At 68.1% G+C, this 24,515-nt stretch carries 25 protein-coding genes and 1 pseudogene; 7 read left to right on the top strand and 19 right to left on the bottom strand.

Annotated features, from left to right (window positions below; genetic code table 11):
* The first annotated feature begins 67 nt into the window (after positions 1 to 67).
* Genes lgt through J3A72_RS21145 form a run of 3 tightly spaced genes read left to right on the top strand, consistent with a single transcriptional unit; the run spans position 68 to position 2,243 of the window.
* Positions 68 to 955 carry a prolipoprotein diacylglyceryl transferase gene (gene lgt / locus J3A72_RS21155; protein ID WP_014645981.1) on the top strand — a complete coding sequence of 296 codons (888 nt, stop codon included), beginning with the start codon at positions 68 to 70 and terminating at the stop codon, positions 953 to 955.
* Positions 952 to 1,746 carry a thymidylate synthase gene (locus tag J3A72_RS21150; protein ID WP_075077063.1) on the top strand — a complete coding sequence of 265 codons (795 nt, stop codon included), beginning with the start codon at positions 952 to 954 and terminating at the stop codon, positions 1,744 to 1,746. The genes lgt and J3A72_RS21150 overlap by 4 nt, the downstream gene beginning before the upstream one ends.
* A 5-nt stretch (positions 1,747 to 1,751) precedes the next feature.
* Complete coding sequence (locus J3A72_RS21145; protein ID WP_075077072.1) at positions 1,752 to 2,243, top strand: dihydrofolate reductase; 492 nt, start codon at positions 1,752 to 1,754, stop codon at positions 2,241 to 2,243.
* A 113-nt stretch (positions 2,244 to 2,356) separates the two neighbouring features.
* Here J3A72_RS21145 and J3A72_RS21140 read toward each other — a convergent pair whose 3' ends face one another.
* From J3A72_RS21140 to J3A72_RS21095, 10 genes and pseudogenes are all read right to left on the bottom strand, one after another.
* Positions 2,357 to 3,016, bottom strand: coding sequence for a DUF1287 domain-containing protein (locus J3A72_RS21140; RefSeq protein ID WP_049404140.1), 660 nt, complete (start codon positions 3,014 to 3,016; stop codon positions 2,357 to 2,359).
* Entirely contained in the window at positions 3,013 to 4,029 is a 1,017-nt protein-coding gene (locus J3A72_RS21135; RefSeq protein ID WP_014645985.1) for a symmetrical bis(5'-nucleosyl)-tetraphosphatase, read from the bottom strand. Before J3A72_RS21135 ends, J3A72_RS21140 begins: the two co-directional genes overlap by 4 nt.
* A 15-nt stretch (positions 4,030 to 4,044) precedes the next feature.
* The gene (gene apaG / locus J3A72_RS21130; RefSeq protein WP_008268668.1) at positions 4,045 to 4,428 is read right to left on the bottom strand and encodes a Co2+/Mg2+ efflux protein ApaG; all 384 of its coding nucleotides are present in this window, start codon (positions 4,426 to 4,428) and stop codon (positions 4,045 to 4,047) included.
* A 13-nt stretch (positions 4,429 to 4,441) separates the two neighbouring features.
* Positions 4,442 to 5,245 carry a 16S rRNA (adenine(1518)-N(6)/adenine(1519)-N(6))-dimethyltransferase RsmA gene (gene rsmA / locus J3A72_RS21125; protein ID WP_075077064.1) on the bottom strand — a complete coding sequence of 268 codons (804 nt, stop codon included), beginning with the start codon at positions 5,243 to 5,245 and terminating at the stop codon, positions 4,442 to 4,444.
* Positions 5,242 to 6,222 (bottom strand): 4-hydroxythreonine-4-phosphate dehydrogenase PdxA, encoded by a 981-nt coding sequence (gene pdxA / locus J3A72_RS21120; protein WP_075077065.1) that lies wholly within the window; start codon positions 6,220 to 6,222, stop codon positions 5,242 to 5,244. Before pdxA ends, rsmA begins: the two co-directional genes overlap by 4 nt.
* A gap of 18 nt (positions 6,223 to 6,240) precedes the next feature.
* Positions 6,241 to 7,569 (bottom strand): annotated as a pseudogene (locus tag J3A72_RS21115) (peptidylprolyl isomerase); the annotation flags it as partial.
* Positions 7,566 to 10,067: an LPS-assembly protein LptD gene (gene lptD, locus J3A72_RS21110; protein WP_209572143.1), complete on the bottom strand. Its 2,502-nt coding sequence runs from the start codon at positions 10,065 to 10,067 to the stop codon at positions 7,566 to 7,568. The pseudogene J3A72_RS21115 and the gene lptD, both read right to left, overlap by 4 nt.
* Before the next feature lie 89 nt (positions 10,068 to 10,156).
* Positions 10,157 to 11,095 carry a histone deacetylase family protein gene (locus tag J3A72_RS21105; RefSeq protein WP_014645990.1) on the bottom strand — a complete coding sequence of 313 codons (939 nt, stop codon included), beginning with the start codon at positions 11,093 to 11,095 and terminating at the stop codon, positions 10,157 to 10,159.
* 9 nt (positions 11,096 to 11,104) lie between these two features.
* Positions 11,105 to 11,659, bottom strand: coding sequence for a cob(I)yrinic acid a,c-diamide adenosyltransferase (locus J3A72_RS21100; protein ID WP_014645991.1), 555 nt, complete (start codon positions 11,657 to 11,659; stop codon positions 11,105 to 11,107).
* 8 nt (positions 11,660 to 11,667) lie between these two features.
* Positions 11,668 to 12,252: a hypothetical protein gene (locus J3A72_RS21095; RefSeq protein WP_014645992.1), complete on the bottom strand. Its 585-nt coding sequence runs from the start codon at positions 12,250 to 12,252 to the stop codon at positions 11,668 to 11,670.
* 109 nt (positions 12,253 to 12,361) lie between these two features.
* Between J3A72_RS21095 and ubiH the strand changes: the two genes are divergently transcribed.
* Together ubiH and J3A72_RS21085 are read left to right on the top strand one after the other, a co-directional pair.
* Positions 12,362 to 13,570 carry a 2-octaprenyl-6-methoxyphenyl hydroxylase gene (gene ubiH, locus J3A72_RS21090; RefSeq protein WP_075077067.1) on the top strand — a complete coding sequence of 403 codons (1,209 nt, stop codon included), beginning with the start codon at positions 12,362 to 12,364 and terminating at the stop codon, positions 13,568 to 13,570.
* Entirely contained in the window at positions 13,567 to 14,748 is a 1,182-nt protein-coding gene (locus J3A72_RS21085; RefSeq protein WP_075077068.1) for a UbiH/UbiF family hydroxylase, read from the top strand. The genes ubiH and J3A72_RS21085 overlap by 4 nt, the downstream gene beginning before the upstream one ends.
* Before the next feature lie 68 nt (positions 14,749 to 14,816).
* On the opposite strand, the gene J3A72_RS21080 is transcribed toward J3A72_RS21085, so the two are convergent.
* The 6 genes from J3A72_RS21080 to J3A72_RS21055 all read right to left on the bottom strand — a co-directional run bounded on the left by J3A72_RS21080 (position 14,817) and on the right by J3A72_RS21055 (position 20,205).
* Positions 14,817 to 15,215, bottom strand: a complete 399-nt coding sequence (locus tag J3A72_RS21080) for a hypothetical protein (RefSeq protein WP_032959022.1) — start codon at positions 15,213 to 15,215, stop codon at positions 14,817 to 14,819.
* Positions 15,216 to 15,279: 64 nt separating this feature from the next.
* A complete protein-coding gene (gene rlmM, locus J3A72_RS21075) occupies positions 15,280 to 16,347 on the bottom strand; it encodes a 23S rRNA (cytidine(2498)-2'-O)-methyltransferase RlmM (RefSeq protein ID WP_075077069.1) in 1,068 nt (355 codons plus the stop codon).
* Complete coding sequence (locus tag J3A72_RS21070; protein WP_004154307.1) at positions 16,331 to 16,891, bottom strand: nucleoside deaminase; 561 nt, start codon at positions 16,889 to 16,891, stop codon at positions 16,331 to 16,333. Before J3A72_RS21070 ends, rlmM begins: the two co-directional genes overlap by 17 nt.
* Before the next feature lie 97 nt (positions 16,892 to 16,988).
* Complete coding sequence (locus J3A72_RS21065) at positions 16,989 to 17,711, bottom strand: DUF6348 family protein (protein WP_075077070.1); 723 nt, start codon at positions 17,709 to 17,711, stop codon at positions 16,989 to 16,991.
* Positions 17,712 to 17,759: 48 nt separating this feature from the next.
* Positions 17,760 to 18,413 carry a hypothetical protein gene (locus J3A72_RS21060; RefSeq protein WP_075077071.1) on the bottom strand — a complete coding sequence of 218 codons (654 nt, stop codon included), beginning with the start codon at positions 18,411 to 18,413 and terminating at the stop codon, positions 17,760 to 17,762.
* Positions 18,414 to 18,456: 43 nt separating this feature from the next.
* Complete coding sequence (locus J3A72_RS21055; protein ID WP_049440148.1) at positions 18,457 to 20,205, bottom strand: glutamine--tRNA ligase/YqeY domain fusion protein; 1,749 nt, start codon at positions 20,203 to 20,205, stop codon at positions 18,457 to 18,459.
* 190 nt (positions 20,206 to 20,395) lie between these two features.
* Between J3A72_RS21055 and J3A72_RS21050 the strand changes: the two genes are divergently transcribed.
* Both J3A72_RS21050 and msrA read left to right on the top strand, forming a co-directional pair.
* Positions 20,396 to 20,659 (top strand): DUF2007 domain-containing protein, encoded by a 264-nt coding sequence (locus J3A72_RS21050; protein WP_032956987.1) that lies wholly within the window; start codon positions 20,396 to 20,398, stop codon positions 20,657 to 20,659.
* Positions 20,660 to 20,689: 30 nt separating this feature from the next.
* Entirely contained in the window at positions 20,690 to 21,355 is a 666-nt protein-coding gene (gene msrA, locus J3A72_RS21045) for a peptide-methionine (S)-S-oxide reductase MsrA (RefSeq protein ID WP_032956996.1), read from the top strand.
* Between the two features lie 592 nt (positions 21,356 to 21,947).
* Here msrA and J3A72_RS21040 read toward each other — a convergent pair.
* From J3A72_RS21040 to J3A72_RS21030, 3 genes are all read right to left on the bottom strand, one after another.
* Complete coding sequence (locus J3A72_RS21040) at positions 21,948 to 22,904, bottom strand: transaldolase (RefSeq protein ID WP_032956985.1); 957 nt, start codon at positions 22,902 to 22,904, stop codon at positions 21,948 to 21,950.
* Positions 22,905 to 22,954: 50 nt separating this feature from the next.
* Positions 22,955 to 23,359: a nucleoside diphosphate kinase regulator gene (gene rnk, locus J3A72_RS21035; protein WP_014036052.1), complete on the bottom strand. Its 405-nt coding sequence runs from the start codon at positions 23,357 to 23,359 to the stop codon at positions 22,955 to 22,957.
* Positions 23,360 to 23,482: 123 nt separating this feature from the next.
* On the bottom strand, positions 23,483 to 24,445 hold the full coding sequence (locus J3A72_RS21030; RefSeq protein ID WP_014646003.1) for a LysR substrate-binding domain-containing protein: 963 nt from the start codon (positions 24,443 to 24,445) through the stop codon (positions 23,483 to 23,485).
* Positions 24,446 to 24,515: the final 70 nt, after the last annotated feature.

The following is a 24,515-nucleotide window of genomic DNA, read 5'->3' as shown; positions in this document are numbered from 1 at the left end:
CGTGCCGGCCCCGGCCCCGGGCGGGGCAGGGACGCTAAAATACCCGTACTCCCGCCAGGCGTTTTCCATGATCTATTTCCACGACATCGACCCCATCGCCCTTTCGCTGGGGCCGATCAAGGTGCACTGGTACGGCATCATGTACCTGCTCGGCTTCACCGCAGCGTGGCTGCTGGGCCGCACGCGCATTGCCGCGGGGCGCCTGCCGGGCGTCGATGCCAACGGCTTCTCCGACCTGCTGTTCTACGCCATGCTCGGCGTGGTGCTGGGCGGGCGCATCGGCTACATGCTGTTCTACGCGCTGGGCGATTTCCTGCACAACCCGCTGCTGCTGTTCAAGGTGTGGGACGGCGGCATGAGCTTCCACGGTGGCCTGCTGGGCGTGCTGGGCGCCTGCTGGTGGTGGTCGCGCAAGCACAAGCTGCATTTCTTCGACACCATGGATTTCATGGCGCCGCTGGTGCCACTGGGCCTGGGCTTCGGCCGCATCGGCAACTTCATCGGCGCCGAGCTGTGGGGCAAGTACACCGACGGGACCTGGGGCGTGGTGTTCCCGTCCGGCCTGCCGGCCCCGCTGAACCAGCTCGACCACGCGACGCTGCAGGCGCAGTTCGCCACCGGCGCATTGAACCCGTACGCCCGCCATCCGTCGCAGTTGTATGAAGCGTTCCTGGAAGGCCTGGTGATGTTCGTGGTGCTGTGGGCGGTGTCGGCCAAGCCGCGCCACCGCTACCTGGTGGGTGGCCTGTTCGCGTTGATGTACGGCCTGTTCCGCTTCGCGGTGGAGTTCGTGCGCATGCCGGACAACGGCGTCTACGTGGCCTTCGACTGGCTGACCCGTGGCCAGATCCTCAGCCTGCCGCTGATCGCCTTCGGCCTGGTGCTGCTGGTGATGTCGCGCCGCGCGCCGGTGCTGCAGCCGCAGTTGCCGGTGGCTGCCGAGGGCAAGGCATGAAGCCCTACCTGGACCTGCTGGCGCACGTGCTCGAGCACGGCGCCGAGAAGAGTGATCGCACCGGTACCGGCACCCGCAGCGTGTTCGGCTGGCAGATGCGCTTCGACCTCACCGAAGGCTTCCCGCTGGTCACCACCAAGAAACTGCACCTGCGCTCGATCATCCACGAGCTGCTGTGGTTCCTGAAGGGCGACACCAACATCGGCTACCTGAAGGACAACCAGGTGCGCATCTGGGACGAGTGGGCCGACGAGAACGGCGACCTCGGCCCGGTCTACGGCAAGCAGTGGCGCAGCTGGGCCACCGCCGACGGCCGCCAGATCGACCAGATGCAGTGGCTTGTGGACGAGATCAAGCGCAACCCCGATTCGCGCCGGCTGGTGGTCAGTGCCTGGAACGTGGGCGAGCTTTCGCAGATGGCGTTGATGCCATGCCATAACCTGTTCCAGTTCTACGTGGTGGACGGCAAGCTCAGCTGCCAGCTGTACCAGCGCAGCGGTGACATCTTCCTCGGCGTGCCGTTCAACATCGCCAGCTACGCGCTGCTGACCCACATGGTGGCGCAGGCCACCGGCCTGGGCGTGGGCGACTTCGTGCATACGCTGGGTGACGCGCACCTGTATTCGAACCACTTCGAGCAGGCCCGCGAGCAGCTGTCGCGTGAACCGCGCGCGCTGCCGAAGCTGTGGTTGAACCCGGAGGTGACCGACCTGTTCGGCTTCCAGTTCGACGACATCCGCATCGACGGCTACGACCCGCATCCGGCGATCAAGGCGCCGGTGGCGGTATGAGCGCCCTGAAGCTGTCGATGATCGTGGCGCTGGACCGCAACCGTGGCATCGGCCAGGGCAATGCCATGCCCTGGCACCTGCCCGATGACTTCAAGCACTTCAAGGCGCTCACCCTGGGCAAGCCGATCCTGATGGGGCGCAAGACGGCCGAGTCCATCGGCCGCGTGCTGCCGGGGCGGACCAACCTGGTGCTGACCCGCAGCGGCCAGGTGCCGTTCGAGGGCATGCGTGCGGTGGCGTCGCTGGACGAGGCGAAGGCGATTGCCGAAGGCGAGGGCGCCCGCGAGCTGTGCATCATCGGCGGCGGCGAGATCTTCCACCAGTTGCTGGACCAGACCAGTGACCTGTACCTGACCTGGGTCGATGCCGAAGTCCCCGCCGATACCCATTTCCCCGAAGTGGACGTGCAGGACTGGCAGGAAGTGAGCAGCGAGCCGCACCCGGCCGACGAACGGCACGCCTACGCGTTCCGCTTCGTGCACTACGTGCGCCGCTGATCGCGGAAATACCAACGAAAACACCGACGGGGTAGAGTCGACTGTTGGTCGATTGCTCTCGGCGGTCACCCGAAAAACCCGCGCTGCGCGCGATAGTCGACTAACAGTCGACTCTACCGGGACTGTCGCAACGGCATCCGGTAATGCCCGATGATCGCGTGCTGGAACAGCAGGTTCTCTTCGCGCGTGCCGCGCGCGATGTTGTGCAGCACCAGCGGTGTGCCGTTGGCCAGGCGCCGGTCAGAAACGATGCCCACGTGCAGCAGGCCGTTGCCATTGAGCTTCCAGGCAACGATGTCGCCGGCCGCGTAGTCGGCGGCGAGGGCCGTGACCGGTTGCTGCCAGCCCTGGCGCTCGAACCAGCGCATCAGGTTCGGTACACGACGATGATCGATGTTGCGGTCCGGCCGTGACAGGCCCCAGATCGCCGGATAGGCACTGAAACTGCCGCGCATGTCCTCATGCACGCGTGCCTGCAGGTCCAGGCCCAGATCGCGCAGGGCGCGCACCACCACGTCCGTGCACACGCCCCGATCCAGTGGCACGTCGCCGCCGGGATAGGCCAGTACCTGGTAAGCAGGATCGTAACGGGTGGTGACGCCGACCTGCGCGCGGGCTGCGGCCACCAGTGGCGGCGAAGGGGCCTGCGGCTGCGTCGGCGCATGCGCAGCACCATCCGCAGCCGTGGGAGCAGGCGGCGAGCCGGGCTGGCAGCCGCTGGCCAGGGCCAGCGTCAGCAGCACCGTCCCTGGTGCCCAGCCGCGCCGCGTCACGCCTGCGGCGGGGGACTGTTGTGGGTGCCGCCACCCGCGCCGCCCCCTCCGCCACCACGACGGCGACGGCGGCGTGGGCCACGGTTGCCCGGGGTGGCAGCGGCGTTGCCGCCCTGTTCCTTGCCCTGCGTCGCGGCGCCGGGGCGCTCGTGTGCCGGTCGCGCCGGCGGGCGGGCGTTGGGCACGGGTGCCGGTACGTCGCGGCCCGGAACCTGCACTACGCGCAGCTCGTCGGTATCAAGCTGGAGCGCGGTCAGCTTGCCGCCCCAGACCGCGCCAGTGTCGATGGCGTGCACGCCCTGGGTGATGGTCAGGCCCAGCGCCGACCAGTGGCCGCAGACGACCTTGAGGTCGCGCTCGACCCGGCCGGGCACTTCGAACCAGGGATACAGCCCCTGTTCCTGCGTGCCCGGCGTGCCCTTGTCCTCGATGCCGATGCGCCCCCGCGGGGTGCAGTAGCGCATGCGGGTGAGCACGTTGATGATCGCGCGCGAGCGGTCGTAACCGGACAGGTTCGGGGCCCAGCTCGGCTTGTCGCCGTACATGTTGCGGAACAGCTTGCGGTAGCCGGCGCCATGCAGTTGCACCTCGACCTCGGCGGCATGCTTCTCGGCCATCTGCGTGGTCCACTTCGGCGCCAGGCCGGCGTGCACCATCATCCAGCCCAGCTCGCGGTCCACGTGCACCAGCTTCTGCAGGCGCAGCCAGTCCAGCAGTTCGTCGCGGTCCTCAGCCTGCACGATGCGCAGCAGGTCCGGGTTGACCTTGCGCTGTTCCTCTTCGGTACGCGAACCGACGGCCAGCAGCGAAAGATCATGGTTGCCCAGCACCACCACGCTGTGCTCGCGCAGCGAGTGCACCAGCCGCAGCGTTTCCAGCGACTGCCCGCCGCGGTTGACCAGGTCGCCGCAGAACCACAGGGTGTCCTGCGCCGGGTCGAAGCGGATCTTCTCCAGCAATCGCTGGGTGACGTCATAGCAGCCCTGCAGGTCGCCGATCGCCCACACACTCATCGTTCGGCCTCCGTGTCAGTGCAGGGTACGCGGCACGGCCAGCACGAAGGGTGCGACCGGCGCGGCAAATTCGGTGCCATCGTCGGCGACCATGTCGTAGTGCCCCTGCATGGTCCCGTGATCGGTCCCCAGCATGACACCGGACGTGTAACGGAAGTCTTCACCGGGGCGCAGCCGCGGCTGCTCGCCGATCACCCCGTCGCCATCGACATGCTCGACACGACCATTGGCATCGGTGATGCGCCAGTGGCGCGCGACCAGGCGTGCCGCGACCCGCCCCTGGTTGTGGATGCGGATCGTGTAGGCGAACGCAAAGCGACCGTCTTCCGGCGCGGATTGATCGTCGAGGAAGCGCGGCGCGACTTCGACGGAGATGGCATAAACGTCAGCGTCTTCCATACCGGCAGTGTAATCAGGAGGCATTGGCCAAAGCGATGAATTCGGCCACGTCCAGCTGTTCGGCGCGGGCATCGGGACGCACGCCGGCGGCGATGAACTGCTCGGCGGACACCACGTTGTTCAGGGCATTGCGCAGGGTCTTGCGGCGCTGCCCGAAGGCGGCCTTGACCACCTCGGCGAAGCGCTTGTGGTCGTTGATGTTGATCGCGGCCGGGTCACGCGGCACCAGACGCACCACGGCCGAATCGACCTTCGGCGGCGGCCGGAACGCGCCCGGCGGCACCACGAACAGCGAGGTCACCTGGCAGTAGGCCTGCAGCATCACGCTGAGGCGGCCATACACCTTGCTGCCGGGGCCGGCCGCCATGCGGTCGACCACTTCCTTCTGCAGCATGAAGTGCATGTCGCGGATGACCGCGGCATGCTCCAGCGCATGGAACAGGATCGGCGAGGAGATGTTGTAGGGCAGGTTGCCGACCAGGCGGATCGGCTGGCCGGCGGCCAGTTCGGTGAAGTCCACGCGCAGCACGTCGCGATGAACGATGGTCAGCTCGCCCAGCGGCTCGGCGGCGGCGGTCAGCGGCGCGATCAGATCGCGGTCGAACTCGATCACCGTCAGCGTGGGGTGCACGCGCAGCAGCGGCAGGGTGATCGCGCCCTGGCCAGGGCCGATCTCGACCAGGCGGTCGCCGTCTTTCGGGTTGACCGCCATCACGATCTTGTCGATGTAGTGGCGGTCGGCCAGGAAATGCTGGCCAAGCTGCTTCTTGGCCGGTGCGGTGAACACCGGGCCGGAGGGGAAATGCGGGGAATTCATGCGCCCAGTGTACGTTGCCGCGCAAGCTGCGCACACAGCGTCGTTGCCGCCTGCAGGCTGGAGGGATCGGCGATGCCGCGGCCGGCCAACTCCAGCGCGGTGCCATGGTCCACCGCCACGCGCGGATAGGGCAGGCCCAGGGTCAGGTTCACCGCCTGTTCGAAGCCGGAATATTTCAGTACCGGCAGGCCCTGGTCGTGGTACATCGCCAGCACGGTGTCGAAGCCGGCCAGCTTGGCGGGCAGGAAGGCGGTATCGGCCGGCAGCGGCCCGACCAGGTCCATGCCCTCCGCGCGCAGGCGCTGCAGCAGCGGGATGACCAGATCCAGTTCTTCGCGGCCCAGGTGGCCATCTTCGCCGGCGTGCGGGTTCAGGCCGAGCACGGCGATGCGCGGCGCAGGCAGGCCGAACTCACGGCGCAGTGCGGCGTGCACCGTGCGCAGCGTGTGCCCCAGGCCGGGCGCGGTGATCGCATCGGCCACCTCGCGCAGCGGCAGGTGGGTGGTGGCCAGGGCCACGCGCACGATGTGGTTGGCCAGCATCATCACCACCTTTACCCCGGCCTGGTCGGCCAGCAGTTCAGTGGTGCCGCTGTAGGCGATGCCGCCTTCATTGATGACCGCCTTGTGCACCGGGCCGGTCACAACACCGTGCAGTTCGCCGGACAGGCAGGCCTGGCCGGCGCCGAGCAGCGAGCCGATGACCGCGCCGGCATTGGCCGGATCGGCCTGGCCGAAGCGGCTGGGCGCAGCGTTGCGGACAGCGCGCAGGCGCAGATCGCCGGGGGCGCGTGCTTCGGCGTCCTCGGGCAGCAGCTGCAGGGGCAGGTTCAGCGCGGCCGCGGCCGCGTGCAGGGTGTCCGGATCGGCGAAGGCCAGCAGCCGGCAATCTTCACGCGGCTGCTGGACGAGGCGGACACATAGCTCCGGGCCGATCCCGGCGGGCTCGCCCGGTACCAGAGCGAGCTCGGGGCGCATCGGTCAGGACTGCGGCGGGGTGGCGGTGTTTTCCGCGCGGTCGCCGCTGCGGAAGCTGACGTAGGCTTCGCCACGCAGTTCCTGCAGGAAGCGGTTGTACTCGTCTTCCAGCTTGCGGCGGCCGATGGTCTCGCGGACCTGGGCACGCTGGTTGTCGGTGGTCACGTCGGTCTGGCGGGTCGCCACGCGCTGCACGATGTGCCAACCGGCATCGGTACGGAACGGCTGGCTGACGCCACCGTCCTGGAGACCTTCCACCTGCTGGCCGAAGGCCGGACCGAACGCGTCGGCCGGGAACCAGCCCAGGTCACCACCCTGGCCCTTGCTGTTGTTGTCCTCGGAGGACTCCTTGGCAACGGTCTGGAACTCGGCACCACCGGCGATGCGGGCACGCAGGGTGTCGATCTTGGCCTTGGCGGCGGCGTCGGTCTGGTGGTCGTCCACGCGCACCAGGATATGGCGGCCGTGGAATTCGGTGACCGTATGCTCACCGGCGGCGGAGCTGGCGTCACGCACTTCCACCAGCTTCAGCAGCTGGAAGCCGCTCGGGCCACGGATCGGGCCGACCACTTCGCCGGGCTTCATCTTTTCCATCATCTGGGCAAAGGCCTGCGGGATTTCATCCAGGCTGCGCCAGCCCAGGTCGCCGCCTTCCAGTGCATTCGGGCTGTCCGAATAGCGCACGGCCGCTGCGTTGAAGTCCAGCTCGCCCTTGTCCAGCAGGGTCTTCACACCATCGGCCTTCTTCTGGCCGGTGGCGATCTGGTCAGCGTTGGCGCCGTCGGGCAGGGCGATCAGGATGTGCGCCAGGTGGTACTGGTTGCCCACCGTGGCCTGCTGCTTCAGCGCGGCGTCGACTTCACCCTCGCTGACGCTGATGCGGCTCTGCGCGAAGCTCTGGCGCAGGCGCTGCACGGTGATCTCATCACGCACCGAAGCGCGGAAATCGTTGAAGTCGATGCCGTCATGGGCCAGGCGCTGGCGCAGGGCGTCCAGGTTGGACCCATTCTGCTGGGCGATGGAGTTCATCGCCTGGTTCAGCTCCTGGTCGCTGACCCGGATGCCGCTGCCCTGGGCGCGGGCCACCTGCAGCTTGACAAGCACCAGGCGCTCGAGCACCTGGCGGCTGAGCACGTCTTCCGGCGGCAGCTGGTTTTCACGGCCGGCGTACTGCGCCTTGATGTTGGCGATCGCACGCTGGAGCTCGCTCTGCAGGATCACGTCCTCATCGACGACGGCGGCGATGCGGTCAAGCGGCTGCGCCTCCTGGGCAAGCACCTGCAGGGGGGCGGACACGCTGGACACCGCCAGCAGCGAGGCGAGAAGAACGGGGAAGCGCTTGGTCATGGGATCAGGTTCGGATCGTAGTCATCCCGGGTCGCCCCGGTGTTGCTCGGCGGCACGAGATAGAGGTCGTCGCGGTTGTAGCCGAGGATAGCACGGCGCAGGGTACGGTCCGTGTCCTGGCCCAGGGAGCTCAGGCCCTTGAGCACGAACTCCAGCTGGATGGCGTTGTTCATCTCGCCTTCGCGGTTGCGGACGTAGCGGCGGGCGACCGCACGCACGGCCAGGCAGCAGCTGTCCCACTGGACGCCGGCGATGATCTCCAGCGGTTCCTTGTCCTGCAGCGAGTAGTAGTAGCGGCCGACCAGGCTCCAGCGCGCATTCAGCGGGTACAGGAACGACAGGTCGGCCTGTTCCAGCAGCGTGCGGTCATGCTTGTTGGCGGTGGCCGGGGCGCCGGAGTTGATGCGGTAACGGTAGCTGAGGTTGATCACGCCATCGTTGGGCATCAGGTAGCGGGCGCGGACGCTGGCCAGATCCTCGCGCTTGTACTTGGGGTCCCACTGGTAGGTGGCACCCAGGGTCCAGCGGTCGTTGATCATGTAGTTGCCGTCAGCGATCCACGCCGACTTGCCCTTCTCCACCGGCGCGCCACCCGGGGTGACGGTCACCCGCGATTCGTCGAAGTACTGGATCTGGCCGATGGAGGCCGAGAAGCGTTCCTTGCCGGTGGTCTGGTCGATGAAGCGGGTGCTCAGCGCCATGGTCAGCTGGTTGGCGTCGTTCTGGCGATCGGCGCCGGTATAGCGAGAATCGCGGAACAGCTGGCCCCAGCTGAAGGTGAAGTCGCGGGTGTCGAAGATCGGCAGCTCGTCCTGATCGCGGTAGGGCGTGCGCAGGTAGAACAGGCGCGGTTCCAGGGTCTGCAGGAAGGACTTGCCACCGATGCGGGTCTCGCGATCGAAGAACAGGCCGGCGTCGATGCTGCCGATCGGCAGGCTGCGGCTGGGCGAGGTGTTGCCGCGCAGCTGTTCCGGTGTGGCGGTGTTCGGGTCGATGCCCTGCGAACGCAGGATCTGGCCGCGGATGCCGTTCACGCCATCAACCAGGCCACGGTCCAGCTGGTAACCGGTATAGCGGTAGGCCAGGGTCGGCGTGACATACCAGGCCGCGCCGCTGATCGGGAACGACACGTAGGGTTTGACATCCAGCCGCGAGCCGCCGCTGACACCGATGCCGTCGGTCTGACGGCTGCCGTTGCGGGTGTACTGCAGGTCCGGTCCCGCATCAGCGCCGTACTTGAAGTTGATGTCGTCGTGGGTGAAACGCACGGCTTCGGCGTAGATGCCGGTTTCCAGCCACGGCAGGACCGGCTTGTCCCAGTTGAAATACAGGCGCGGCTGGCGGTTGTAGGCCAGCGCACCCTCGTTGAGGGTGTAGTCGGTCAGCTGCCAGCGGTCGGCCATGATGCCGGCCGTCCAGTTCCTGCCAGTGCCGTACAGGCCGATGGTGCTCTGCAGGTTCGACGCGGTGACCCCCACCAGGCGGTTGGCGAAGTCTTCCACATAGCGTTCGTCGCTGACCCAGGCCAGGTTGGCGCGGGCCTGCCAGTGGTCGTCGAGGTTGTGGTAGCCGCCGAACATCACCCGGCCGCGGTCGCGGTCGCGCAGTTTGTCGTTGGGCATGAACGCGGTCAGCAGTTCGCCGCGGCCGCCGTTGTAGAGGTAGCGGAATTCGTTGTCGAGCATCAGGCCGCGCCGGCTCATGTAGCGCGGGGTCAACGTGTCGTCGTAGTTCGGCGCCAGGTTGAAGTAGATCGGCTGTGCGTAATCGAAACCGTTGCGGCCGGACATGCCCAGCTGCGGGAACAGCAGGCCGGTCTTGCGGCGGTCGTCGATCGGGAACTTGAAGTACGGCGCCCACAGCACCGGCACCTTGCCGATGCGAAGCACGGCGTTGCGGGCGGTACCGAAGCCTTCGTCGTTGTCCACTTCGATCTGCGGCGCCGACAGCTTCCACACCGGCTGCGACGGGTCGCAGGTGGTGTAGGTGGAGCGGTGCATCTGGCCGACCGCGCCCTGCAGGTCGACCGATTCGGCATCGCCGTTGCCGCGGCGCGACACCAGCTGGTACTTGATGTCGGTGATCTTGTGGGTGTCGCTTTCCTGGTTGCCCTCGGCGCGCTTGGCGACCATGCGGATCGAGGAGTCCTGGTAGCGGACATTGCCGTCGGCGATGTAGTTGCCGGTCTCGGTATCGAAGCTGAGCTTGTCGGTGCCGACGAACTGGTCGCCACGGCGCAGGGCCACGTTGCCTTCGTACTGCGGCACGGTGGTGGTGCCCAGCAGCTGGTCACCCTCGATGTCGGTCGGCTGCTGCTCGCGCGCGGCGCTGGCGGCGGCCTTGTCCTGCCCCGGGACCGGGACCGGGACATCGGTGAACGCGGGAATCACGTCGGTAGCCGGGCACAGGCCCCAGTTGAGCGGCTTTTCATCGGCCATTGCCGGCAGGCAGATGGCGATGCTCAGAGGCAGGGGAAGCAGGCGGAGGGCTCGGCGCACGCGGTTCGGATTCGGGCGAAAACGGACGGTAGCTTGCCCCATCCCTTGCATAGGGGCAATGAAGGGCGTCGGATCCTGCCGGTTCGGGTTCATCCGGAGACGCTGCCCGGTGGGGGGGGCAGCAGGGCCCGGACATGGGCCACGCTGCACTCGGCAAGGGCCTGCAGGTCATAGCCGCCTTCCAGCATCGAGACCACCCGGCCGGCCGCATGGCGGCGCGCCAGCGCATGCAGTTCGCGGGTGATCCAGGCGAAATCGTCGGTTTCCAGCATCAGGTCGGCCTGCGGATCGCGCAGGTGGGCATCGAAGCCGGCCGAAATCAGCAGCAGCTGCGGCCGGAAGTCGTCGATGGCCGGCAGCATCTCGTCGGCCCACACATTGCGGAAGCGGAAACCGCCGCTGCCGGGGGGCAGCAGGATGTTCATCAGGTTGCCGGCACCGCGGTCGCGGCGCAGGCCGGAGTTAGGGAACAGCCCGGCCTGGTGGGTGCTGTAGTACGAGACCCGGGCGTCGTGCTGGAAGATGTCCTGGGTGCCGTTGCCATGGTGGACATCGAAATCGACCACCGCGATGCGCTCCAGGCCATGACGGTCACGGGCGTAGGCGGCGGCGATGGCGATGTTGTTGAGCAGGCAGAAGCCCATCGCAGTGCTGCTGGTGGCGTGGTGGCCCGGTGGCCGCACCGCGCAGAACGCCAGCGGGTCCTCGCCCAGCATCACCGCATCTACCGCCGCCACGCCGGCGCCGGCGGCATGCACGGCGGCACTGGCCGAGCCGGGCGAGGTCCAGGTGTCCATGTCCAGCTGTCGCAGCGGCGCGGTCTGCGGCTGCAGCACGAAGTCGAGCAGGGCGCTGTCGTGGACCCGGGTCAGTTCGCCGAACTTGGCCGGCGGCGCCTCGCGCCAGTCCAGCTGGCCGGGGAAGGCGGCGTGCAGGGCATCGAGCACATGCTGCAGGCGTTGCGGGCACTCCGGATGGCCAGGGCCGGGGTCATGCAGCAGGCAGGACGGATGGGTGAAGACCAGCATCGTGCCGACTCAGCGCTGGCGCTGCTGTGGCTGCCACAGCGCTTCGCCATGGCCATCGGCACGGGCCAGCACCCGGGCCAGCACGAACAACAGGTCCGACAGCCGGTTGAGGTACTGCAGCGCCTCGCTGCGCACGGCGTCGTGGCGGGCCAGGGTGACCGTCTCGCGCTCGGCCCGGCGGACGATGGTGCGCGCCAGGTGGCAGCGTGCGGCGGCCTCGCCACCGGCTGGCAGGATGAATTCCTTCAACATCGGCAGGCTGGCGTTGTAGTGATCCAGCTGCTGTTCCAGTGCCGACACATCGGCGGCGTGGATCGCGGCGTGGCCGGGGATGCACAGTTCGGCGCCCAGGTCGAACAGCTGGTGTTGCAGATGCACCACCAGCGCGCGCACGTCGTCGGGCAGCGCCGTGGCCAGCAGCAGGCCGAGTGCGGCATTGGCTTCGTCGACAGTGCCGTAGGACGCCACGCGGGCATCATCCTTGGCCACGCGCTGGCCGTCGCCAAGGCCGGTACTGCCGTCGTCGCCGGTGCGGGTATAGATGCGCGAGAGGCGATGACCCATGGCGCGGCTCAGTGCCGGATGTCGCGGCGGGCCTGCTGGAGCTTCAGCACCTGCTCCACGGCCAGCTGCAGGGCGGCGGCCAGCGCCACGTAGATCGCGGTGGTGCGCAGGTACGGCCCGAACCACTGTGCGTAGTTCTGTGCCCAGCCGGCCAGCGTCGGTTCGGCCACGTTGCGGCTGGTCCAGTAGAAGCCGCCCTGCGCGAGCAGGTGACAGACCGCCACAGAGGCCACCAGCAGCAGCGCGCCCTTGGCCAGTACCGGCCAGCGTGCCCCCTGGTAGTTGCGGCCCAGCAGCATGCCGCCGGCCCACAGCGAGAAATACGCCGGCAGCAGCAGCCAGTAACCCGGCGACACGCAGTAGTGCTGCCAGAAATCCAGGCCGCTGCTGCGGATCACGATCCAGTCCACCAGCACCGCGAACACCATCAGCAGCGGGAATGCCCAGCGGGTCCAGCCAGCCAGGTAGAAGCCGCCGATGAAGAACACCGCCCAGGAGGCATCCGGGATCGCCGCGAAGTGGTTGACCCGGGTCGCCGCCAGCAACAGCACGAGTACGGACAGGACGAAGGCACGGTTGGCGGTGGCGGACATGGCAGCGGGCCCGGAGCGGATTCAGGTTTCATTCTAGCCCGCCGCGCCGGTTGGCGCAGGTCGGGGGCTGTTGGGTGTTCGGGCGGGGCGAGCGCGTATCATGAACACCATGAGTGAACGACATGACGTGCTGATCGTCGGTGGCGGCCTGGTCGGTGCCAGCCTGGCCATTGCCCTGGACCGGTTGGGCCGCGACGTGGGCCTGCTCGAAGCCAGCCCGGCCGGCGAGCTGCCGGCGGTGTTCGACCAGCGCAACCTCAGTTTCGCCGCGGCGACCGTCAACGCGCTGACCGCGTTGGGGGTCATGCAGAAGCTGGCGATGGCGCCGGGCCCGATCCGCCGCATCCATGTCAGCCGCGCCGGCGATTTCGGCCGCGTGCAGCTGGAGGCTTCCGACTACGACCGGCCGTGGTTCGGCCAGGTGGTTGTCGCGCGTGACTTCGGCCAGGCGCTGGAAGCGCGCCTGCAGGAGCTGCCGCAGCTGCGGCGCTACCGGCCGATGCGGTTCCTGGGTCTGGGCGAGGTGGTCGACGGCTACCGCCAGGTGCGGGTGGCCGACGAGACCGGCGAGCGCGTACTGCTGGCACGGCTGGTGGTCGGTGCCGATGGCACGACCAGCGGTGTGCGTGGCGCGCTGGGCATCGAGGTCGACCGGCATGATTTCCAGCAGACCCTGTTCGTGGCCCGCGTGCGCAGCCAGCGCGCGCCGGATGGCACGGCCTGGGAGCGCTTCACCGATACCGGCCCGACCGCCCTGCTGCCGCGCGGCGACCGCCACTTCGGCACCGTGCACGGCGTGGCGCGGGACCAGGCCGATGCGGTGATGGCGCTGGACGATGCGGCCTGGCTGCAGCGCCTGCAGGATGCGATCGGCTGGCGTGCCGGTCGGCTGCTCGAATCCGGCCCGCGCAGCGCTTACCCGCTCATCCAGGTGCTGGCGCGCGCATTGGCCGGTGAACGCGCGGTGCTGCTGGGCAATGCCGCGCAGACCATCCATCCGCTGGGGGCGCAGGGCTTCAACCTGGGCCTGCGCGATGCGCTGACCCTGGCCGAACTGCTGGAGGATGCGCACGAGGATGCCGGCAGCGATGTGCTGCTGCAGGCCTATGTTGCGCGCCGCCAGGAAGACCGACGGCAGACGGTGGCGTTCTCGGGTGGCCTGGCACGGCTGACCAGCAATCCGGCACCGCTGATGCGGCCGCTGCGCAGCCTCGGCCTGGTGGCCGCGCAGCGCGCCTCGTTGCAGGCGATGCTGGTCGGTGGTGCGATGGGCTTCCGTGGTGAAGTGCCGCGGCTGTGCCGTGGAGAAGCGGCATGAGCCGGCGTGTGCGCCTGGACGTGGCCATCGTCGGAGGTGGCGTGGTCGGTGCCGCATGCGCGCTCGCGCTGGCCGATGCCGGCCTGTCGGTTGCGCTGGTGGAAGGTCGTGAGCCCGCGCCGTGGCAGGCCGCACAGCCGGACCTCCGCGTGTTCGCCTTCGCTGCCGACAACGTTCAGCTGCTGAACCGCCTTGGTGTGTGGCCGGCGATCGCGCAGGCCCGTGCCTGGCCCTACCGGCGCATGCAGGTGTGGGATGCGGCCGGTGGCGGGGATCTGCTGTTCGACGCCGATCGCTTCGGTCGGCGCGAGCTGGGCTACATCGTCGAGAACGGCCTGCTGCAGGATCGCCTGTGGTCGGCACTGCCGGCGGCGGGTGTGCAGCTGCACTGCCCGGCACGGGTGGACGCGCTGGAGCAGGACGAGGAGGGCGTGCGCCTGCGCCTGGATGACGGGCGTCGCCTGGAAGCGGCGTTGGCGGTGGCCGCCGACGGCGCCGAATCGACCCTGCGCCAACTGGCCGGGATCGAGGTTGAAAAGCATGACTACCACCAGCGTGGCGTGGTGGCCTACGTGGACAGCGATCTTCCCAACCAGGCCACCGCCTGGCAGCGTTTCCTGCCGGGCGGGCCGCTGGCGTTGCTGCCGGTGGCCGAGCGCCGCAGCTCGATCGTCTGGACCCTGCCCGAGGACGAGGCGGCACGTGTGCTGGCCTTGGACGAGGACGCCTTCAACCGGGAACTGACCCGCGCCTTCGCGGCACGGCTGGGTGAGCTGCGACTGGCGTCACCGCGTGCGGCCTTCCCGCTGCGTCGCCAACTGGCCCGTCACTACGTGGCCGGCCGCGTGCTGGCATTGGGTGATGCCGCGCATGTGGTGCATCCGCTGGCCGGGCAGGGCGTGAACCTGGGCCTGCGCGATGTCGCCGCCCTGCAGCAGTGGCTGGCGCCGTCGGCCGAGCGCCGTGGCCAGCCGCGGCTGTCGCCGCAGCGCCTGCAGCGCTGGGCACGCGAACGGCGCAGCGACAACCAGATCGCCGCCTACAGCTTCGATGCGATCAACCGCCTGTTCTCCAACGACGAGATGCACTTGACCCTGGCCCGTGGCCGCGCGCTGGGCTGTGTCGGCAAATGGCCGCCGCTGGTACAGGCGTTCTGGAAGCGCGCCGCCGGCGTCTGAAGCAAAAAGGGGACGGAGGGGATTAAGTCGTTTGTGCACATACGACTTAATCCCCTCCGTCCCCTTTTTCAATCCACCAGCCAGCCGGCCAGGTCGGTGCGGTCCAGCTTGCCGCGGTGCCTGCGGTCCAGCGAATTGAATTCGTCGGCCAGCGCCGGATTGGCCTGTGCTTCCTCGCGGCTGATGAAGCCATCGCCGTTCACGTCGAGGTCGCTGAAGCGGATGCGGTACTGGCCGACCACGCTGCTCGGTTCCAGCGAACGCACGGTCACCTGCGCCTCGCCGGCCGGCTGCGGAATCTCGACGCTGCCGCTGACCCGGCCGGCATCCAGCGGTTGCTGGCGGATCGCGCCGCCGGTGGGGCCCAGCGGCTGGCTCTGCGCCGGCGTGGACGGGCCGTGCTGGGCGATGGCCGGTACCGAGGCCAGCAGGATGGTCAACAGCAGGGCAGCACGTGGAAGGTTCATGACAGGCTCCTTGCCAGAGGGTACCGGGAGCGTACTCCCGGCAACCTGTGCCGCCGATGACGGATCAGCGCAGTGGCGAAGCCAGCACGGTGATCTCTTCACGATCGTGATAGAGCTGCTTGGCGCGGACCACCAGCGGCTTGCCGGCCTGGTCCTGGAACAGGTCCAGGCACAGCCGGGTTTCGTCCCAGCGCTTCTTCATCGGCAGTTTCAGATTGAAGATCGCATGCCGGCACCAGCCCTCGCGGAACCAGGTGGCCATGCGTTCGGCCACGCGGCGCGGCTGCTCGACCATGTCGCAGACCATCCAGTCCAGCGGCTGTTCCGGGTGCCAGTGGAAGCCATCGGCGCGCAGGTGCTCGACCAGGCCGGTATCCAGCACATGCTGGCGCAACGGGCCGTTGTCGATGCTCAGCACGTACATGTGCTGGCGCGTCAGCACCCAGGTCCAGCCGCCGGGGGCGGCGCCCAGGTCGGCCGCACGCATGCCCGGCTTGGCCAATGCTTCGCGTTCTTCCGGCGTCAGCAGGGTCAGCAGCGCCTCGTCCAGCTTCAGTGCCGAACGCGAAGGCGCCTCGGGCAGCAGCTTCAGGCGCGGGATGCCCAGTGCCCACGGCGCGCTGTCGGCCGGGTCGGCCACGCAGACGAAGGCATGGGTGCCGTCGACGAACACCACGTGCAGGCGCGGCAGGCGGTTGTTTGGCTTATCAGTGAGCTTGCCGGCCTTGCGCAGCGCCGGGCGCAGTGCATTGCCGAAGGCACGGGCCAGACCGGACAGTGGCTTGCCGGCGTCCGAATCGGGGTGTTCCACCCACAGGTCGCCGAAGCGCGGCGCATCGGCCAGCACTTCCAGCATCGGGGTGATCCGGTCCGCCGGGTCCAGCTGCGGCAGTTCGGCCAGCACCACCAGCTTCTGCCGCGCGAAGATCAGCTCGCGCCAGCGCAGGCGCGGCGCCAGCGCGGCGGCTTCGTCGCACATGAAAAGCACGTAGCCGTCATTGCGCTGGGTGCGCGCATAGCCGGCGAAACCGGCTTCACCGGCGCGGAACTGCAGCTCGCCGGCCAGCTCGGGCTCGAAGCCCTGCCGGCACAGGCACAGCAGGCCGATGCCGGTTTCAGTAACGGGCGCCATCGCTTTCCCCATAGGCACGCAGCACGCTGCGCGCGGCGTCGCGGTTCAGGCCTTGCACCACTTCGATGCCGCGCTTGTTGAGCTCGCCCACCCAGTCGGCCGGCAGCGGGCCTTCATCGAACGGGGTCAGTTCCTCGACGTCGGCCGAGTTGGCACCGATCAGCAGGCGGTCGATGCCGGCCCACACGGTGGCGCCGTAGCACTGGCAGCACGGCTGCGAGCTGGTGGCCAGGGTGACCGGCGACAGCACCGCGTTCAGGCGCGGGGTCTGCAGGCGCTGCTGGGCCAGCATGTAGGCCATGTTCTCGGCGTGCGCCAGCGAGGTCGCGTGCGGCATCACCCGGTTCACGCCGGCGGCGATGACCTTGTCATCCGGGCCGAACACCACCGCACCGAACGGGCCGCCACTGGCGTGCTCGACGTTCAGCCGCGACAGCTCGATCGCCAGCGCGACCTTGGCCTCATCGCCCGGATATCGACGATCCAGGTCGATCTGGTCGTGGATCCAGGCGGGAAGGGTCAGGTGGACTTGCGCGTACAGCATCGCGGGGGTGCCTCGTAGTGGATGGAAGAAAGTGCGGTTGCTTGGGAAACCGGCGCGCAGTGTAGCCGCACCGGCCTGTACCGGGTGTGGGCGTGGCTCAGCCCGGCGAGCCGGTGCGGATCACCACGTACTGCTTGCGGAATTCCAGCCCGGCCTGCGGCCAACTGGCGGCATAGGCGCGCAGCAGGGGCAGGGCGGCGGCGAAGTCGTGCCCGTTGACCCGGCAATCGGCCTCGCACAGGCCGTCGGCATCGCGCGAGGCGAACAGGCGGATGGCGAGGAAATGGCGGGCTTTCAGCAGCTCGTCGAAGGCCTCCATGCTGCGGGTGAACAGGCAGCAGGGGCAGGAGCCATGATCGTCTTCGCTGCAGGTGGAGGCATCCACGTCCTGTGCACGGTAGTGCGCCAACGGCCCCAGCACCACGGTGCGCTGATGTTCCTCACCCTCGTCGCCGACCGGATAGGTCAGGCCCATCATCGGCAGGCCCTGTGCGTCTTGGGCGCCGATCGCGGTCTGCAGGGTCACCAGGTCCACCCGGGCCCAGGCCTGGAAGCCGGACAACAGCGATGCCTGCTCATCGGCACCATTTGCGTGCTGGTACTCGAACAGGCCATCGGCGAACAACTGCGGATGCTGGCTTTCAATGACGGTGGAGGTCTGCCAGCCGCCTTTGTCGCGCGCTTGCGCGGCCATTGCATGCGGGGTCAGGCGCAGGCCGCTGTCGAGCAGCAGCGCGTTGCCGTCGATGCGGCTGGCGGTGCCGGTGTCCTGCAGGGCCTGCTGCAGCAGCGGGAGGAGGGCGGTGGCGCTCGTGGTCATGTCAGGCCTGTGGATGGATGGGGCGGAACATCCAGGCAGGGCCTGGGGCTAGCGGTCGAGTGCGTCGAGCTCGGCGCGATATCGCTGCGCGTCGGATTGCTGCTGCGGATCGTTGCCGTGGTCGCGCAGCCAGGTTTCCAGCTCGCGGCGATAGTCCGCGCGGAAACCGGCATTACCCGGGCTGAAATGCAGCTTGCGTGCCGCCACCTCCACCCGCTCGCGCGCGCTGGCCCGGGCCTGGGCGACGCCGTGCGGTGACTCGTTGGTGAGGATGACGAAGTTGCGTGGGAAGCCCGGCGTGTACTTGACCACGAACGGCTGGTCGCGCGCCGGGATACGGATGGCGTTTTCCAGCGGCCACAGCGAAGCGGTGTTGGTGTGGAACACCACGTCCACGTCGCGGCCCTCGGCGGTACGCAGCACCGCTTCGTAGCGCCAGATGTACTGTTCGTTGAGCGTGGAGCTGGTTCGCTCGGCCTTGACGATCACCGCTTCACCACGCTCGCCCACCACGTTGAGGAAGGCGGCGTTGAGGAAGTGGCCGAGGAACATGTTGAGCATCGCCAGCGGGAACACCACGATGGCGTAGCCCGGAAAGCGCCGCCACCACGAGACCAGCCCGGCCAGCACCATTGCTGCAAAGAACGTCAGCAGCGGATGCTGCGAGATGAACCAGAGCAGGACGGAAAGGGCGGTGATCATCGTCGCGGTCGTGCGGGCGCCATCCAGGCGCCCGCGCAGGCCCTCAGGCCGACCAGGTATCGCGCAGGGTCACGCTGCGGTTGAATACCGGCGTGGCTGCGGTATGGTCGCGGCGGTCGGCCACGAAGTAGCCGGTACGCTCGAACTGGAACGACTGCTCCGGCGCGGCGCTGGCCGCGGCCGGCTCGACATAGCCGGTGACAGTGCGGCGCGATTCCGGGTTGAGGTAATCGCGGTAGGTCTTGCCTTCCGATTCGTCGTCCGGGTTCGGCACCGAGAACAGGCGGTCGTACAGGCGGATCTCGGCCGGTACGCCGTGCACGGCGCTGACCCAGTGGATGGTGCCCTTGACCTTGCGGTTGGCGCCTTCCATGCCCGGACGCGATTCCGGATCCAGCCAGCCGCGCAGCTCGGTGATGGTGCCGTCGGCATCCTTGATCACTTCGTCGCAGCGGATGATGCCGGCGCCGCGCAGGCGGACTTCGCCCCCCGGGACCAGGCGCTTCCAGCCCTTCGGCGGCACTTCGGCGAAGTCCTCGCGGTCGATCCACACTTCGCGTGCGAACGGTACTTCGCGGCTGCCAAAGCTTTCGTCCTTCGGGTGGTTGCTGAAGGTCAGCTGCTCTTCGTGGCCTTCCGGCAGGTTGGTCAGCACCAGCTTGACCGGATCGACCACTGCCATGCGGCGCGGTGCGGCACTGTCCAGGTCCTCGCGCAGCGCGCCTTCCAGCACGCTGAAGTCGATCAGCGAATTCTGCTTGCTGATGCCCACGCGCTCGGCGAACAGGCGCATCGCGGCCGGGGTGTAACCACGGCGACGCAGGCCCTGCAGGGTCGGCATGCGCGGGTCTTCCCAGCCGTCCACCAGCTGTTCGGTGACCAGCGCCATCAGCTTGCGCTTGCTCATCACCGTGTAGTTGATGTTCAGGCGCGAGAACTCGATCTGGCGCGGCTTGGCCGCTTCGCGCGGCAGGCCGGCATCGACCAGCGGCTGGGTCAGCGCGTCGTCATGGGCGAAGTCGACGTTGTCCACGCACCAGTCGTACAGCGGGCGGTGGTCTTCGAATTCCAGCGTGCACAGCGAGTGGGTGATGCCTTCGATCGAATCACCCAGCGCGTGGGCGAAGTCGTACATCGGGTAGATCGGCCACGCATTGCCGGTGTTCTGGTGCTCGACGTGCTTGATGCGGTACAGCGCCGGATCGCGCAGGTTGATGTTGCCGCTGGCCATGTCGATCCTGGCGCGCAGGGTGCGCGCACCATCCGGGAATTCACCGGCGCGCATGCGGCGGAACAGGTCGAGGTTTTCCTCGACGCTGCGGTCGCGCCATGGCGACGGGCGGCCCGGCTCGGTCAGGGTGCCGCGGTAGGCGCGCACTTCCTCGGCCGACAGGTCGCAGACGTAGGCCTTGCCCTGTTCGATCAGCTTCTCGGCGGCCAGGTAATAGGCCTGGAAATAGTCCGAGGCGTGGCGCAGCTCGTTCCACTCGAAGCCCAGCCAGCGCACGTCGTCCTGGATCGCGGCCACGTATTCCGGATCTTCCTTGGCCGGGTTGGTGTCATCGAAGCGCAGGTTGCAGACGCCGCTGAACTCGCCGGCGATGCCGAAGTTCAGGCAGATCGACTTGGCGTGGCCGATGTGCAGGTACCCGTTCGGCTCCGGCGGGAAGCGGGTCTTGATCGCCTGGTGCTTTCCGCTGGCCAGGTCCTCGCGCACGATCTGGCGGATGAAATCGCGCTTCTCGTGGCTGTCGGCGGGGGTCTCGGGGCTGGCGGGGGTGTGCTCGGACATGAGTCGGCGAAAAGAAAGGCAGAAAGACCAACAGTCTAGCGCGTACGGGGCAGGGCTGCCCGGTGGGGTGTGGGGATGCCGGCCCCGCCCTCTGGTAGTGCCGGCCGCTGGCCGGCAACTCTCCGATCCCGCCCCCGGCACCATTCAGCCCCCGGGCGTATGCTGGAGCCCTGCCCCGAGGAGCCGCCGCATGCACATCGTGTACAAGGCCGACAACCTGTTCGACGCCCATCTGGTCAAGCACGCGCTGGAGAACGCCGGCATCCCCGCCTTCGTGTTCGGCGAGCAGCTGCTGGGGGGCATGGGCGAGCTGCCGTTGTTCGGTGTGTTGCGGGTCGGCATCCCCGACGCGGCGCGGCCGCAGGCGGAGGACATCATCGCGGCGCTGGACTTGGGCCAGGCCGCCGCCGACCCCATTTCCGATGCAGACGATATGGCCGGACTGCCGGCGTAGGAGCGCATCATGTTGGGAATTGGCCAGGGCATCCTCGGCATCGGGGCCTTCAAGCAGCGCCTGCCGCGCCCGGAAGAGGCACTGCCGGGGCGCGAGCAGCCATTGCCGCTGCACAGCAACCAGCACTTCGTGAACAGCCATCCGCTGAAGGACCGCTTCGCCGGCCTGCAGCAGATCCGCTTCGCGCTGGGCTGTTTCTGGGGCGCCGAGCGCAAGTTCTGGACCGAGCCGGGCGTGTACAGCACCTCGGTCGGCTACGCCGGCGGCATCACCCCGAACCCGACCTATGAAGAAGTGTGCTCGGGCCTGACCGGGCACACCGAAGTGGTGCAGGTGGTGTTCGACCCGGCGGTGGTGAGCCTGGAACGGCTGCTGCAGCTGTTCTGGGAAAGCCACGACCCGACCCAGGGCATGCGCCAGGGCAACGACACCGGCACCCAGTACCGTTCGGCGATCCACGCCACCGACGAGGCACAGTACGCTGCCGCGCTGGCCAGCCGCGAGGCCTACCAGGCCCAGCTGGATGCGGCCGGCTACGGCCCGATCACCACCGAGATCGTGTACCCGGCACCGGCGTACTACTACGCCGAGGACTATCACCAGCAGTACCTGGCGAAGAATCCGAACGGCTACTGCGGCATCGGCGGCACCGGCGTGAGCTGCCCGATCGGGTTGGATGTGGAGGCGCCGCGCTGACGCGCGGTGGTCCGCCTGCGGCGGGCAACGTCAACGGCTGAAAGCCAAAGCCAAAGCCAAAGCCAAAGCCAAAGCCAAAGCCAAAGCGGCTCTGGGTTGCTGCTTGTTGGGTGGGGCAGTGTGGGTTGGCAGGACACGCCGTGAACCCGTCCCTGGGGGCTCGATGGCGCCATCCATGGCGCCAACGGTCCTGCCAACCCACACCGCCCCACCCCCGACAGTTTCCCGGTGACGGTGGGAAAGAGCATTGGGTTACTGACGAACTGATGGAAAACAAAAAGGACGCGGCGTTCGCCGCGTCCTTTTTATTTGGTTCTGCATTGCCCTTGTAGAGCCGAGCCATGCTCGGCTCCGAGCAAGCGAAGCGCGCGACCCGCTGTTGCTCTTCTTTCTTTCTTCCGTGGCGGGTGGCCACCGGAAACTGTCAGAGGGCGGGCGGGTTGGGTTCGCGGGAGTGTCCGCCGCATGGATGCGGCGGCCAAGCCTCCAGGGATGGATTCACGGCGTCTCCCGCGAACCCAACCCGCCCGACCCAGCACGGCTTTTGCTCTGAGCCCCCCGCCACGAGGGGCTCAGCCGTTGGCCAGAATCCTCACAGTGCCGCGCGGATCCGCTCGCGCAGTGCTTCCAGATCCTTGGCAAACGCATCGATACCGGTCGCCAGCTTCTCGGTCGCCATCGGATCAGCAGCCAGATCCGCCGCGAACTTCGCCGCATCGATCGGGGGCACCGCCGCGCCATCAGCGGCACCGGCCACCAGCTTGCGCGGCAGCGCGCCGTGGTCGGCGTCCAGCTTCTCCAGCAGGTCCGGCGAAATGGTCAGGCGGTCGCAGCCGGCCAGCGCTTCGATCTGTGCGGTCGAACGGAACGAGGCGCCCATCACCACCGTCTTCGAACCGCGGCGCTTGAATTCGGCATAGACGCCGCGCACGAACTTCACGCCCGGGTCTTCGTCGATGCTGGCCGGGGTCTGGCCGTTGGCCACGTACCAGTCCAGGATGCGGCCGACGAACGGGGAGATCAGGAACGCGCCGGCCTCGCTGCAGGCCAGCGCCTGGGTCGGGTTGAAGATCAGGGTCAGGTTGCAGTCGATGCCTTCGGCCTGCAGGATGCGCGCGGCTTCCACGCCTTCCCAGGTCGCGGCGATCTTGATCAGGATCTTCTCGCGCGGCACGCCGGCATCGGCGTACATCTGGATGAACTGGCGGGCCTTGGCCACGGTGGCGGCGGTGTCGTGGGCCTGGTCGGCGTCCACTTCGGTGGACACGCGGCCCGGCACCAGCGTGCTCAGCAGCGCGCCGACGCCGATGGTCAGGCGGTCGGCCACGGCGTGCACCACGGCTTCGCGGTCGCCGGCCTGCTGGCGGCCCCAGGCCAGTTCGCGTTCGATCAGTTCGGCGTAGACCGGCAGGTCCAGCGCCTTCTTCACCAGGGTCGGGTTGGTGGTGCAGTCCACCGGCTGCAGGCGCTTGATCGCCTCGTAGTCACCGGTATCGGCAACAACCACGGACAGTTCGCGCAGCTGGGACAGTTTGGACGGGGTACTCATTACGGCTCCTGGTGCAGGGGGATCGAATCGCGCGCGGTGCGCAGCGGTAATCAGGGGCGGTCGTTGTGGACCGCGGTCACGCGCAGGCGCAGCTTGCGGCCGCCGGGCGCGTTCCAGTCGATGCTCTGGCCGATGGCCAGGCCGAGCAGGGCACTGCCGACCGGGGCCAGCACGGAGACCTTGCCTTCATCGACATTGGCTTCGCGGGGGAAGACCAGGGTCAGGACGTGCTTTTCGCCGGACACTTCATCTTCGCACTCCACGCGCGAATGCATCATGACGATGCCTTCGGGAATCTGGTCCGGTGCCAGCACGGTGGCCCGGTTGAGTTCTTCAGCAAGCGCGAGCGCGGCAGGCGTCTGGCTCAGCGCAGGGGATTCGAGCATGGCGTCCAGGCGGTCCATGTCGAAGGTAGAAACGGTGATCGACGGCGGCAGGCCGCTGGCGGTGTTCATGGTGAAGCTCCTTGGTTGAAAGCCATGCAAAAGGCGGCACCTGCTGGCGCCGCCTGTCTGTATTGTGGGGACAAATGCGGCCGGAATCGACTCCTGCCGATTCCGGGCCGGTGCTGCGGGGGCTCAGCCGTTCAGCGCGGGGCCGGGCAGGGCCGGTGCATCGCTGCCGGCATCGAGCGCCTCCAGCGTGAACAGTGCCTGCGGCAGGCGCTTGAACTGGTCGGCCAGCTCCATCAGGAAGTCGTTCATGGCCGAGCTGCGGCGCCAGATCATGGCGATGCGGCGGCTGGGACGGCCTTCGCCGGTGAAATCGAGCAGCCGGATGTTGTTCGAGCGCGGCACCGGCGGCTGCACCGACAGGCTCGGCAGCAGGGTGATGCCGACGTCGGCGGCGACCATCTGCCGCAGGGTTTCCAGGCTGGTGGCGCGGAATTCGGACTTCTCGTTGGCGCCGAACAGTCGGCAGACTTCCAGCGCCTGGTCGCGCAGGCAATGCCCGTCTTCCAGCAGCAGCAGCTTCTGCGTGGCCAGTTCCTGCACGTCCAGGTGTTCGCGGCGGGCCAGCGGGTGGCGCCCGGACACGGCCAGCAGGAACGGTTCCTCGAACAGGAATTCGGCATGCAGCTGGTCGTCGATCACCGGCAGGGCCAGCAGTGCGGCGTCGAGCTTGCCTTCGCGCAGGCGGTCCAGCAGCACGTCGCTCTTTTCCTCGACCAGCAGCAGTTCCAGCTCCGGGAAGCGCTCGCGGATGCGCGGGATCACATGCGGCAGCAGGTACGGGCCGAGGGTCGGGAAGATGCCCAGGCGCACCGTGCCGGCTTCCGGATCGCGGCTGCGTCGCGCCGCTTCCTTCAGCTGTTCCACTTCGGACACGATCACCCGCGCCCGTGCCGCCGCTTCCTGGCCGGCCGGGGTCAGCATCACCTTGCGCGGTGCGCGTTCCACCAGCGGCAGGCCCAGCTCTTCTTCCAGCTTGCGGATCTGCGTCGACAGCGTGGGCTGGCTGACGAAGCAGGAGGCGGCAGCCCGGCCGAAATGCTTGTGGTCGGCCAGGGCTACCAGGTACTTCAGATCACGTAGGTTCATCCTTACACCCCAGGGGTAACGGACCGGCTGACGGCGTGGTTACCCGACAGGCAGACAATGTTCCCGGTGA

Source organism: Stenotrophomonas sp. PvP093, from assembly GCF_017876915.1.
Lineage (GTDB): Bacteria > Pseudomonadota > Gammaproteobacteria > Xanthomonadales > Xanthomonadaceae > Stenotrophomonas > Stenotrophomonas muris.
Note: the sequence above shows the minus strand (reverse complement) of the source record. Positions and strands in the feature narration are given on the sequence as shown.